This is a genomic window from Paractinoplanes atraurantiacus (assembly GCF_900215205.1).
Taxonomy (GTDB): domain Bacteria; phylum Actinomycetota; class Actinomycetes; order Mycobacteriales; family Micromonosporaceae; genus Actinoplanes; species Actinoplanes atraurantiacus.
Genome location: NZ_OBDY01000018.1, coordinates 92400 through 104733, shown reverse-complemented (window position 1 = coordinate 104733; position 12334 = coordinate 92400). Strand labels below are relative to the sequence as shown.

At 70.0% G+C, this 12334-nt stretch carries 14 protein-coding genes; 13 read left to right on the top strand and 1 reads right to left on the bottom strand.

Annotated features, from left to right (window positions below; all coding sequences use genetic code 11):
* Positions 1 to 52: 52 nt before the first annotated feature.
* Complete coding sequence (locus CRP55_RS32245) at positions 53 to 1051, bottom strand: LacI family DNA-binding transcriptional regulator (protein WP_097325043.1); 999 nt, start codon at positions 1049 to 1051, stop codon at positions 53 to 55.
* Between the two features lie 269 nt (positions 1052 to 1320).
* On the opposite strand from CRP55_RS32245, the gene CRP55_RS32240 reads away from it, so the two are divergent.
* The 13 genes from CRP55_RS32240 to CRP55_RS32180 all read left to right on the top strand — a co-directional run bounded on the left by CRP55_RS32240 (position 1321) and on the right by CRP55_RS32180 (position 12321).
* Entirely contained in the window at positions 1321 to 2472 is a 1152-nt protein-coding gene (locus tag CRP55_RS32240) for a hypothetical protein (RefSeq protein WP_097325040.1), read from the top strand.
* 20 nt (positions 2473 to 2492) lie between these two features.
* Positions 2493 to 2885 carry a methyl-accepting chemotaxis protein gene (locus CRP55_RS55780; RefSeq protein ID WP_097325038.1) on the top strand — a complete coding sequence of 131 codons (393 nt, stop codon included), beginning with the start codon at positions 2493 to 2495 and terminating at the stop codon, positions 2883 to 2885.
* Between the two features lie 8 nt (positions 2886 to 2893).
* On the top strand, positions 2894 to 3304 hold the full coding sequence (locus CRP55_RS32230) for a YchJ family protein (protein ID WP_097325036.1): 411 nt from the start codon (positions 2894 to 2896) through the stop codon (positions 3302 to 3304).
* A gap of 22 nt (positions 3305 to 3326) precedes the next feature.
* On the top strand, positions 3327 to 4181 hold the full coding sequence (locus CRP55_RS32225; protein WP_097325034.1) for a tryptophan 2,3-dioxygenase: 855 nt from the start codon (positions 3327 to 3329) through the stop codon (positions 4179 to 4181).
* Complete coding sequence (gene kynU, locus CRP55_RS32220) at positions 4178 to 5374, top strand: kynureninase (RefSeq protein ID WP_097325032.1); 1197 nt, start codon at positions 4178 to 4180, stop codon at positions 5372 to 5374. Before CRP55_RS32225 ends, kynU begins: the two co-directional genes overlap by 4 nt.
* Positions 5371 to 6720: an amidohydrolase family protein gene (locus CRP55_RS53355; protein WP_179855408.1), complete on the top strand. Its 1350-nt coding sequence runs from the start codon at positions 5371 to 5373 to the stop codon at positions 6718 to 6720. The genes kynU and CRP55_RS53355 overlap by 4 nt, the downstream gene beginning before the upstream one ends.
* A gap of 54 nt (positions 6721 to 6774) precedes the next feature.
* Positions 6775 to 7374 (top strand): DedA family protein, encoded by a 600-nt coding sequence (locus CRP55_RS32210; RefSeq protein ID WP_097325030.1) that lies wholly within the window; start codon positions 6775 to 6777, stop codon positions 7372 to 7374.
* Positions 7375 to 7492: 118 nt separating this feature from the next.
* Positions 7493 to 8545: a sensor histidine kinase gene (locus tag CRP55_RS32205; RefSeq protein ID WP_245923521.1), complete on the top strand. Its 1053-nt coding sequence runs from the start codon at positions 7493 to 7495 to the stop codon at positions 8543 to 8545.
* Positions 8536 to 9171 (top strand): response regulator, encoded by a 636-nt coding sequence (locus CRP55_RS32200; RefSeq protein ID WP_097325026.1) that lies wholly within the window; start codon positions 8536 to 8538, stop codon positions 9169 to 9171. Before CRP55_RS32205 ends, CRP55_RS32200 begins: the two co-directional genes overlap by 10 nt.
* 9 nt (positions 9172 to 9180) lie before the next feature.
* The gene (locus CRP55_RS32195; RefSeq protein ID WP_097325024.1) at positions 9181 to 9996 is read left to right on the top strand and encodes an NmrA family NAD(P)-binding protein; all 816 of its coding nucleotides are present in this window, start codon (positions 9181 to 9183) and stop codon (positions 9994 to 9996) included.
* Between the two features lie 279 nt (positions 9997 to 10275).
* Positions 10276 to 10548, top strand: coding sequence for a helix-turn-helix domain-containing protein (locus CRP55_RS55065; protein ID WP_245923520.1), 273 nt, complete (start codon positions 10276 to 10278; stop codon positions 10546 to 10548).
* Positions 10549 to 10588: 40 nt separating this feature from the next.
* A complete protein-coding gene (locus CRP55_RS32185) occupies positions 10589 to 11167 on the top strand; it encodes a hypothetical protein (RefSeq protein WP_143235050.1) in 579 nt (192 codons plus the stop codon).
* Positions 11168 to 11283: 116 nt separating this feature from the next.
* The gene (locus CRP55_RS32180) at positions 11284 to 12321 is read left to right on the top strand and encodes a M48 family metallopeptidase (protein ID WP_097325020.1); all 1038 of its coding nucleotides are present in this window, start codon (positions 11284 to 11286) and stop codon (positions 12319 to 12321) included.
* Positions 12322 to 12334: the final 13 nt, after the last annotated feature.

Sequence of the window (12334 nt, the reverse complement as noted above, 5' to 3'; positions counted from 1 at the left end):
ATGCAAAAAGGGCGAGCCCTCACGGGCTCGCCCTTTTTGTTCCGTCCGCTTGCTACCGCTTCGCCGGCGCCGTCGATCCCCTGACCACCAGCTCCGGCTCGAAGAGCAGCTCGTCCGGCTCGACGCCGCTGCCCTCGATCTGGTTGACCAGCAGGTCGACAGCGGCCTGCCCCATCATCTCGATCGGCTGCCGCACCGTCGTCAACGGCGGATCGGTGCAGGTCATCAGCGCCGAGTCGTCGAAGCCGACCACCGAGACGTCGGCCGGCACGTCGAGCCCGAGCCGGCGCGCGGCCCGGATCGACCCGAGCGCGAGCACGTCGCTGGCGCAGATCATGCCGGTCACGCCGCGCTCGATCAGCTTGGCCGCGGCCAGCCGGGCGCTCTCCATCGAGAAGTTGGTCCGCTCGACGAACCAGTCCTCCCCCTCGGGCCCGGCGATCTTCACCAGCGCCCCCAGCTTGCGGCGCGACGGCATGTGGTCCTCCGGCCCCATCACCATGCCCACACGCTCGTGACCCAGGGATTTGAGATGTCCGTACGCCTGCTCGACCGCCACCGCGTCATCGGTGGAGATGTGCGGGAAGCCGAGGTCGTTGACGCCGGCGTTGACCATGACGACGGGCATCCGCCGGTCGGTCAGCGCCTTGTAGTGCCCGTGCTCGGCCTCGGCCAGCGCATAGGACCCACCGGCGAAGACGACACCGGAGACCTGGTGGTCGAGGAGCATCTCGATGTAGTCGCGCTCCGGCACACCACCGATGGTCCGTGCGCAGAGAGCCGGCGTGAACCCGCGCTGCGCGAGCGAGGCGGTCACCACCTCGGCCAGCGCCGGGAAGATCGGGTTCTGCAGCTCGGGCAGCACGAGCCCGACGAGCCGCCCGCGCTCACCGCGCAGCTTGGTGGGCCGCTCATATCCCAGGACATCGAGGGCCGTCAGCACCGACGCGCGCGTGGCCTCGGAGACGCCACTGCGCCCGTTGAGCACCCGGCTGACGGTCGCCTCACTGACGCCCGCCTTCTTGGCCACCTCGGCCAGACGTTTGGTCACGCCCGACAGCCTACGTCAGGCCGCTGCAATTTCTGAACGGCCAGTTGCAGATTTTTCAGCGGGCGACGTCGAGAATTTCAGATCCCGTCATCACATGAGTCGATCATGTTTCGACATTGTTGCGCCCCGTATCGAAGATCCGCGCCGTGAAGCGGTTAAGTGATCGCTCTCCGCTGAGATTTCCCAGTCATCCCTTGCACCACGGTTCCATAACGCCGGCCCCCGAAAACCAGCGGACGGCCGCCCCGCCCGTGCGCCACGATGTCGCGATGACCGACACATCGCCGTCCGCGCTCGCCTCCGACGAGATCCTGCGCCGGGCCGCGCGGCGCGGCGGCGAAGCCCTGGACGAGTTGCTGCCCGCCTTGGCCGACCGCCGGGTCGAGGTGACCGAGCTGGTCCGCCGCCCTCGGCTGCTCGCCGACCTCGACGCACGCTGCCGCTCGTACCTGCGGGAGTCCGTCATCGCCCCCGAGTCCTACTTCCTCGACCGCCCCTCCCCGCTCACCGCGGCCCTGGCCACGATGAGCCGCGACGGCCACATCCGCGAGAGCGCCGTGGTCGCCCTGGCCGACGCTTCCGAGACATCACTGTTTCCCTTCCTCGTGCTGCGCTGCGGCGACTGGGTCCGCCAGGTCCGCGAAGCCGCCCGCGCGGCCGTCGCCCGGATCCTCGACGCGGATCTCGCTCGCCACCTGCCCGCCGTTCTCCCCATGGCCGCCTACACGGCTTCGCGCCGTCGCGGGGGCTGGGCCATGACCCACCTCCGCGAGGCGCTCGCCGGGCGCTTCGACGAGCTCGGACGCGCCCTGGTCCGTTCGCGCAACCAGCGCGAGCGGCGCCTCGCCTATGAGATCGGGGCCGATCTCGGCCGCTGGAGCCACGACGACCTCGTGCACTTCGCCGTGCACGCCAAGGACCCGATCATCCGGCTGCGCAGCGTCGACGCCGTCAGCGCCACCGCCGACGTCGCCACGCTGCGCCTCCTCGTGCGGTCCCGCTTCTCCGGCGTCCGGGCTAGCGCACTCGTCGGCCTGGCCCGCCTGGGCCTGGACGACGAGGTGACCGCCCTGATGGACGACCCGGCGCCGATCGTCCGCGCCTACGCCCGCAGCCGCGCCACCGACCCGCTCGCCCACTACCGCGCCGCGGTGTCCACCGGCCCCGTCCCGGCGACCGTGGCTGGGCTGGGTGAGGTCGGCCGCTACGCCGACGAAGCGCTTCTCGTTCCGCTCCTGCGGCACGGCGAGCCGCGTGTGCGGGCCGCGGCGGTCAAAGCGCTCGCCGCCATCGACTGCCTCCGCGCCGCCGATGTGGGGCCGCTGACGCGGGATTCGTCGGCTGTCGTGGCCAAAGCGGCGCGCAAAGCGCTCCAATCGCGCGGAATCCCCTACGACGCGGCCCCGCCAGTGGCACCGTAGGAGCCGCAAGGGGAGGCGCGATGACCGATGCGGATCAGCGGCTCGCCGGTGATCTGGCGAGCGCCACCGAGGCGGCGGTGCGTGCTGCGCGCGACGCCGCCTCGGTGATCGAACGGCTGGCCGTGAGCAGCGCCGAGATCGAACAGGTCGTCCAGCTCATCGCCACCATCGCCAAGCAGACCAACCTGCTCGCCCTCAACGCCACCATCGAGGCCGCCCGGGCCGGCGAGGCGGGCAAGGGCTTCGCCGTCGTCGCCGGCGAGGTGCAGCAGCTGGCCAGCCAGACCGCCACCGCCACCAACCGGATCGACGCCGAGGTCGACGGCATCCGCACCGGCACCGCCACCGCCGTCGAGGCCGTGGAGAAGACCATCGCCGAGCTGGAACGTTGTCAAAAGATGATCAGCGGTTAAATGGAGCCATGGCGAAGAAGACGACCACCGCGTGCCCGTGCGGGCGCGGCCTGCCTTACGCGGAATGCTGCGAGCCGATCCACCGGGGCGGAAAGCCGGCCACGGCCGAGGCGCTGATGCGGTCACGGTTCTCCGCCTTCGCGCGCGACGACGACGCGTACGTCCTGCGGTCCTGGCATCCCAAGACCCGCCCCGAGCGCATCGAGCCCGACCGGCACCTGCGCTGGACCGGCCTGGAGATCATCGAGACCGAGCGCGGCGGCATGTTCGACACCGAGGGCGTCGTCGAGTTCCGTGCCCACTACACCGATCGCGGCAAGCCCGGCGACATGGTCGAGCGCAGCCGTTTCGTGCGCCACGACGGTCAGTGGGTCTACTGGGGTCCGATCCTTACCAACGGGTCACTCGCCAATGTCTGAGGTCGTGTGATTCCCTTCAGGGATGGCACCTGACCAGCGACCGATGGAGGACGGCATCGTCCGTGACTTCAAGGTCAACCTTTCGTACGGCCGCTATCTGCACCTGGACGAGATCCTCGGCGCCCAGCACCCGGTCAGCGTCCCCGAGCACCACGACGAGCTGCTGTTCATCCTGCAGCACCAGACCTCCGAGCTCTGGCTCAAGCTGGTGCTGCACGAGCTGCGCGCCGTGCAGCGGTACCTGGCCAAGGACGACCTGCGCCCGGCGCTGAAGGGCCTGGCCCGCGTCAAACACATCCAGCGCACCCTCACCGAGCAGTGGTCGGTGCTGGCCACGCTCACCCCGAGCGAATATTCGGAGTTCCGTTCCTTCCTGGGCACATCGTCCGGCTTCCAGTCGTACCAGTACCGCGCGGTCGAGTTCATGCTCGGCAACAAGGACCGCCGCATGCTGTCGCTCTTCGACGACGACCAGTCGGCCCGCGAGCTGCTCGTCGAGGCCTTGGAAACCCCGAGTGTGTACGACGAGTTCCTGCGCTATCTGTCACGTCACGGCCACGACATCCCGGCCGAGCAGCTGCACCGCGACGTCGCCGAGCCCCACCACTTCGACGAGGACCTCGTGCCGGTCTTCGTGCGGATCTACAGCGATCCGGAGCGGTTCTGGGAGGCCTACGAGGCCTGCGAGGAACTGGTCGACCTGGAGGAGAACTTCCAGCTCTGGCGCTTCCGCCACCTCAAGACGGTGGAGCGCACGATCGGCTTCAAACGGGGCACGGGTGGGTCCAGCGGCGTCGATTTCCTGCGCAAGGCGCTGGATCTGACGTTCTTTCCCGAGTTGTACGCCGTACGCACGGAAATCGGAGCCACAAGTTGACCGACCCTCTCGCCCTGGACGCGGCCGACCCGCTGGCGCACTTCCGCGACCGATTCCTGGCGGCCGACGGGGTCGCCTCCTATCTGGACGGCAACTCGCTGGGCCGGCCGTTGAAGGCCACCGCCGACCTGATGGACGAGTTCATCCGTAGGCAATGGGCGAATCGTTTGATCCAGGGTTGGACCGACGGCTGGCTGGAGTGGCCGCTCACGCTGGGCGACCGCCTGGGCGCGATCGCCCTGGGCGCGGCGCCGGGCCAGGTGGTGGTGGCCGACTCCACCACCGTGCTCATCTACAAGCTGGCCCGGGCCGCGGTGGACGCCCGCCCCGGCCGCCGCCGCGTGGTGCTGGACACCGACAACTTCCCGACGGACCGGTACGTGCTGGAGGGCATCGCCGCCGAACGCGGCCTCGAGCTGGTGTGGATCTCCGTCTCGCCCGAGGAGGGCGTCGACCCGGCACAGGTCGCCGAGGTCGTCGACGAGCGCACGGCGATGGTCCTGTTCAGCCACGTCGCGTACCGCTCGGGCTGGCTGGCCGACGTCGCCGAGATCAACCGGATCGCCCACGAGGCCGGCGCCCTGACCATGTGGGACCTCTGCCACTCGGCCGGCTCGGTGCCGATCGAGCTGGACGCGTGGGGCGTCGACCTGGCCGTGGGCTGCACGTACAAATACCTCAACGGCGGCCCCGGCGCTCCGGCCTTCGCCTACATGAGGGCCGACCTGCTCGGCGAGCTCCACCAGCCGATCCAGGGCTGGATGGGCCACCGGGCGTCCTTCGAGATGGGCCCCGGCTACGAGCCGGCGAAGGGCTCACGGGCCCTGCTCAGCGGCACCCCGCCGATCCTGGCCATGGTCCCGCTGCACGCCAACCTGGACGTTCTGGAAGAGGCGACCATCGAGGCCGTACGGGCGAAATCCCTGCTCCTGACCTCCTACGCCCTGGACCTGGCCGACGAGTGGCTGGTACCGCACGGCGTCGAGGTGGTCAGCCCGCGCACTCCGGCCCGCCGGGGCGGGCACATCACCTTGAAGCGCCCCGGCTTCGAACAGCTCCTGGAACCGCTCTGGGCCGCGGGCGTGATCCCCGACTACCGCCGCCCCGACGGCCTGCGCATAGGCCCGGCCCCCCTGAGCACCAGCTTCGCCGAGGTCCACCACGGCCTGTCCACCCTGCGCACCCTCCTGTGACCCCACACCTGACCGCCGACTCCATCTGGTGGAACGGCCACCTCCACACGGGCGCCGCCCTCCACCATGCCGCCGGCACACCGCCGACCGCCCCACCCCCAGCCGCCGCCTTGCACCTCAGCGCCGCCGCACACTCCAGCGCCGCCGCACACCCCAGCGCCGCCGCACACCCCAGCGCCGCCGCGCACTCCAGCACCGCCGCACACCCCAGCACCGCCCCGCACCCCAGCGCCCGCTTCCAACCCGCGGTGTCCACCCACTCCCACTCGGACATTTCCGAATTTTCCCTCGTGGTGGACTTTCCCGGTGACACCCGGCGCCTTCCGGGGACGCTGCTGCCCGGGCTGGTCGACGCTCACGTGCACTCCGCGCTGGTCGATCTCGCCACGGTGCGGGCCGGGGGCATCGCCGGCGTCTGGGATCTCGGCGGCGAGCCGTCCACAGTGGCCGCCCTGGCCGCCGACCACGAGCGTCGCAAGATGCCGCAAATCCGATATGCCGGTCCTTTTCTCACCGCGCCTGGCGGCTATCCGAGCGATCGTTCCTGGGCGCCCGCCGGCAGCTGGCGCGAGCTCCGCTCCCCCGCCGACGCCGTCGAGGCCGTGGCCGAGGCGAAGTCCCTCGGCGCGACCCTCATCAAGGTCACCGCCCACGCCGGCGGCCCGCTGCTCTCCCCCGAGATCATGGCCGCCGTCGCCGGCGAGGGCGTTCCCGTAGTGGTCCACGCCGAAGGCCCCGGCACCGTCCGGCTCGCCCTCGAGTCCGGCGCCTCCTTCCTCGCGCACACCCCGTGGACCGAGCCACTCGACCCCGGCCTCGCCCGCGACTGCGCCACCCGCATGACCTGGATCAGCACCCTCGACATCCACGGCTGGGGCCGGCCGACCCCCGAGTCGGTCACGGCCGTCGCCAACCTCCGGCTCTTCTTGTCGTACGGCGGTCACGTCCGCTACGGCACCGACCTCGGCAACGGCCCTCTCCCACCCGCGATCAACCCCCGGGAGATCCGCCTTCTCCAGTCGGCCGGCATGACCCCCCACGAGATCCTGGTCGCCATGACCGCCGACCTCCCGCTGACCCCGAGCAGCCCTTCGCAGGCCTCGGCCGACCACACCTCGACACGCGACACCCACCCGCAGATCTCGCCCGACGCCTCCTCCCCCAGCGGCCACCCCTCTCGAACCTCGGCCGACGCGTCCTCACCTGGCGGCGGCCCCTTGCGGATCTCGAGGCCCCTCTCCTGGGTTCCCGGCGGGCTCGATCTCGATCCGGGACGCTTCGCTGACTCGCTGGCCACCGCCCGGGTGCTCGACGACTCCGTACACCCTGCGGTTTTCCCCAGGTAAGGTCGGCGGCCGCCCTCATGGTCCGGGGATCGCCCGATTTCTACGGTCGTTCCCATGACCTCTTTCGTCACCGACTTGGTGGAGCGCTTCGGTGGGCCCGGCGCGGGCCTCGCCGTAGCCCTGGAAAACCTGTTTCCGCCCATCCCAAGTGAAGTGATCCTTCCCCTGGCCGGCTTCATCGCCGGTCAGGGGCGCATGAACGTCGCCGCCGCCATCGCGTGGACCACGCTCGGCTCGGTCATCGGCGCCGTCGCGCTCTATTACATCGGCGCCGCGCTCGGCCGCGACCGCGTTCGTGCCATCGCCGCGCGGCTGCCGCTGGTCAAGGTCGAAGATCTCGACCGTACGGAAGCCTGGTTCGGCCGCCACGGCACCAAGGCCGTCTTCTTTGGGCGCATGATCCCGATCTTCCGCAGCCTCGTCTCGGTCCCGGCCGGCGTCGAACGGATGCGGCTCCGCACGTTCCTGCTCTGCACCACGCTCGGCAGCCTGATCTGGAACGCCACTTTCGTGCTGGCCGGCTACGCGCTCGGCGCCAACTGGACCGCCATCGAGTCCTATGTGGGTACCTTCCAGAACGTCGTGATCGCCGCTTGCGCCCTGCTGGTCGCTTATTTCGTCGGAAATCGATTGTTGCGCAGGCAGAATGACTGACGTGCCCGCCGATCGATCCCCCACCCGGCCCCCGCGCGGCCGGGTACGCACCTGGCGAGGCTGGCCCCGAAGCCCGGGCGGCTCGGGGCGGGGGCGGGCGGTAGGTGGCTGGGGGCGGGTGGTTCTTCGGCTGGTCGGCACGGTTGCGGGTGGTGTGCTGAGTGGGGTGGCCGAAGGGCTTTTTCTCCTGGTGGCGGTGGTGTCGGGGTTTCGGGTGGGGCTTCATCCGTACGCGCTGAGGCTTGCCGAATTCGAACGTCGCCGGCTTGGGGTCGAGCCGGTTCGCTTCGATGCGCGGCGTGCGTTTCGGTTTCTGGCGGCGCGGCTGCTGCCGGCGTTCCTCGGGCTGCTGACCGTTGGCATGCTGCTGGTTGGGCTGGTGCTGGCCGGCATTGTCGTGCACGCGGTCGCCGTCGGTGAGATGTCGGTGGTGGGGCTGCTGGAGCAGATTCTGTTCGGGTCCGCGTTGTTGCTGCTCGACCTGCAGGCGATGGCCAGCACGGTGGCGCTGGACCGGCGGCTGCTGCGCACGCTGCTGGCCGCCGGCACCCGTGAAGAGCTGGAACGGCGCATCACCGAACTGACCGTCAGCCGGGCCGGGGTGATCGACGCGGTCGACGCCGAGCGCCGTCGCATCGAGCGTGACCTGCACGATGGGCTGCAACAACGGCTGGTCGCCCTCGGCATGCTGCTGGGGCGGGCCCGCCGGTCGCCCGACCGGGCCGCCGAGTTGCTCGCGCAGGCCCACGAGGACGCGCAACGGGCCATCGACGAGCTGCGCGAGGTGGCGTGGCGGGTCTATCCGTCCGCTTTGGAGCACGGCACCCTCGAGGACGTGCTGACCATGGTCGCCCAGCGCTCCCCGGTGCCCGTCCGTGTCACGTACGACCTGGTCGAACGCCCTCCTCGCCCGATCGAGACCGTTCTCTACTTCGTCGCGTGCGAGGCCATCACCAACACGGCCAAGCACGCCGGGGCTACGGTGATCACCGTGCGGCTGAGCCCGGGGGTGCGGATGGTGATCGGCGACGACGGCGCCGGCGGGGCCTCGCTCGACGGGTCCGGGCTGCGCGGCTTGGCCGATCGGGTGGCCGCGCTGGACGGCCGGTTCGAGCTCGACAGCCCGCCCGGCGGCGGCACCACGATCCGGGTCTCGCTGCCGTGCGGATAGTGCTCGCCGAGGATTCCACGCTGCTGCGCGAAGGCCTGGTCCGGCTTCTGGCCGAGGAAGGCCACGACGTGGTGGCCGCCGTCGCTTCCGCCGTCGACCTGGTGCCGGCCGTCGAAGCGGCCCGGCCGGACGTCGTGATCACCGACGTCCGGATGCCGCCCACCAACACCGACGACGGTTTGCGCGCGGCCCTGGAGATCCGCCGGCGCCGGCCGCAGGTCGGTGTACTAGTACTTTCCCAGTACGTCGAGAAGCGCTACGCCTCGCAACTGCTGGCCGACCGGCCGGACGGGGTCGGCTACCTGCTGAAGGACCGGGTGGCCCAGGTCGGAGACTTCCTGGACGCCCTCGACCGGGTCGCGGACGGCTCGACCGTGCTCGACCCTGAGGTCGTACGGCAACTGATGTCCGGGTCTTCGGGTTTGACCCGTCTCACCCCGCGCGAAAACGATGTCCTGCGCCTGATGGCCGCGGGATATACGAACGTGGCCGTGGCCGAGCGCCTGTTCGTCTCGCTGAGCGCCGTCGAGAAACACGTGAACGCCATCTTCGACAAGCTCGGCCTGGCCGCCGCGCCCGACTACAACCGCCGGGTCCTGGCCATCCTGCGCTACCTGGGCTCGTAGGCTGGACCCATGATCGTGGTGACGGGCGCGACCGGGCGCCTCGGCGGCCGAGTCGTGCAACGCCTGAATGGTCCCCTGCGCCTACTGGTCCGGGACGCCTCCCGGGCGCCGGCCGGCCACGAGGTCGCGGTCGCGTCGTACGACGACGGCGAGGCTGTCCGGCGGGCCCTGACCGGCGCCGGCACGGTCCTCATGGTGTCGGGCGCCGAGACCCCCGCCCGGGTCGCCCAGCACATCACCTTCATCGACGCCGCGGCGGCCGCCGGCATCGGCCACCTGGTCTACATCTCGTTCGCCGGGGCGTCGCCCACCGCGACCTTCACCCTGGCCCGCGACCATTGGGCGACCGAGCAGCACATCGAGGAGAGCGGCCTGCCCTTCACGTTCCTGCGCGACAGCCTCTACGCCGACTTCCTCCCGTTCATGACCGGCGACGACGGCGTCATCCGCGGCCCCGCCGCCGGCGGCCGGGCCGCCTTCGTGGCCCAGGACGACATCGCCGACGCCGCGGCGGCGGTCCTGCGCGACCCCACCCCGCACGCCGGCCACACCTACACGCTGACCGGCCCGGAGGCCCTGACCATGACCGAGGCCGCGGCCGCCTTGACCGCGGCCGGCCGCCCGGCCCGCTTCCACAACGAGACCCTCGAAGAGGCGTACGAGTCGAGGCGCCGATACAACGCTCCGGACTGGCAGCTGGACGCGTGGGTGAGCACCTACACCGCTATAGCCGCCGGAGAGCTGTCCCAGGTCACCGCCGACATCCCCACCTTGACCGGCCACCCGGCGACCTCGCTGGCCACGCTCCTCACCCGTCAGGACTGACGACCTGCGCTATCTGCTACATGGCAGATTGAAGTGTGGCGGGGAAGAAGTGTGACGTGCTCTACTCACCTCAAGACAGGTGGTCGCCTCGCTGAGGCGATTGCCGACAACGGCACCCGGCGGCAACCGGGTGCCGCGCTCGACTCTTCGCATATCAGGTGGGCCATACATACACGTACGACGTAATGCTTGCTCGCTGCCTCGCTGAATGTCCCATGGGCTCAGCGAGGCAGCGTTCTGCGTTCCACTCCATCCGGCTGCTTCAACGATGAAGGACTCATGGCCGACGGCGATTCGCCGACGATCGCACGCCCGCGCATGCGCATCGCGCTCCGTGAAGCTCGCGAGGCGGCTGACGTCACCCAAGTACAGGTCGCCGATGAGATGGAGTGGTCGCTCAGCAAGGTCATACGCATCGAGAACGGCGACGTCGCCATCTCGCAGAATGATCTGCCCATCGAACTGATGCTGATACGGCTCGCCGGATGCCTGTCCGGCGGCCATCGAACCGTGCCCGAAACATTCCCGCTCACTCTTGCTTGCTGGAGGTGACGACATGGCAATCAGCGCCTATGCGGCGGCCGTGTCCTCCTTGGCGGCCGTCGCCAGCTTCTCGGTCAACTACTTCGACAAGCGCAAGGATCGCCATCGGCAGATCCTCGTCGAGATGGAGGAGGCGGCCCTGCTTCCCGAGCGCCTCACCTTCGACCGGCTCGGCCTCACCCACGACGGAAGCCCTCTGGAGCCGGCGACGCTCTACCGGATCAAGTGCACCAACGTCGGGCGCAAGACCCTCACGCCCGTCGATACCGACAAGCCCTTCACGGCGACCCTGGCCGACGGGGAGCTCATCGAGGCGAAAGTGGGTCGCATCAGCAACTCCGACGCGCAGCTGGAGGTGCTGGAAGACGCGGCGGCCGACCTCTCCGCACGGCGCGTTCAAGCGCCGAAGACCCTGGTCAATCGCGGGAACTCCATCCTGTTCCTGATCATCGCGAGCGCGAACACGAAACCACCCGCGGTCACTCTGCACGCCGACGATTTCGAGCTGGTCCGCAAGGAGGACTCGGCTCGGGCCGAATCGCGGCTGAGTGTGGCGGCTGTCTTGACGCTGGTCTTCAGTGTCATCGGGTTGATCACGGGCACGATTGCGCTGCTCTCGGCTCTGTGAGTCGGCCGAAAGTCGTAGTGGTGGGGTTCGGTTTCCGGCTCTGAGCTGATGTGTGGGGCGGTGCGGTGCGGGACTCTCGATCACGGAGACAAGCGGTCACCGGAGAGAGGGTCACGATGACTATCGACGACGACAATCTGCCCAGCCGTAGCCGGGTGGTGCTGACGGGGATCAGTTCGCGGGCCTGGGAGCATCCGGCTGACCGGGGGGCTCTGACGGCTCTGCGGGAGCTGCGGGGCTTCGACGACGTGGTGCGCGGGCTGTTCGGCATGTGGAACGAGCGGGGCTTCCGCCTGTCGTATCTGGCCGGGGCGATCCGGGTCGGTCAAGGGCAGTATCCGCGGGTGCACACCCTCTTCGGGGAAGCGGCGGCGTCGCTCGACGTCACCGAGCTGCCCGAGGTGTACGTCAGCCAGTCGCCGATCATCACCAGCAAGGCGATCGGGATGGACCGGCCGTTCGTGGTGATCAGCACGGCCGCCGTGGAGAAGCTCGACGACGATGAGCTTCGTACGCTGCTCGGGCGCGAGATCGGGCACGTGCGCAGCGGGCACGCGGTCTACCAGACCATCATGACCGTTTTGACGCGGTGGGTGACCAGTGTCAGCTGGCTGCCGGTCGGTGCCATCGCCCTGCGGGCGATCATCGCGGCCATGTACGAGTGGTGGCGCAAAGCCGAGCTGTCGGCCGACCGGGCGGCGCTGCTGGCGGCGCAGGATCCGGCGGCGTCGCTGCGGCTGTTCATGAAGCAGGCCGGTGGCGGCGACCTCTCCCAGATCGACACCGCGGCGTTCCTCGCGCAGGCCGCCGAGTACGAGGGTGGCGGCGACCTGCGGGACAGCATCCACAAGATCGGCATGACCGCGTTCAGCGCCGAGCCGGTGCCGGTGGCCCGGGCCGCCGAGCTCCAGAAGTGGGTCGACTCGGGCGACTACGCGCGCATCCTGGGCGGCGACTACCCGCGCCGCGACGACGACCGGGACGCCTCGGTCACCGCCGACGTGAAGGCCGCCGCGGCCAGCTACCGCGACACCTTCCGCGACTCCAGCGACCCGCTCGTCCGGATCGCCCGCCGGGCGGCCAACGGCACCGCCGACCTGGTCGGTTCCGCCGCTCGCAGCGCCCGCGGCTGGGCCCGGGGCAGCGACAACTAAGCGGAGAAGGGCG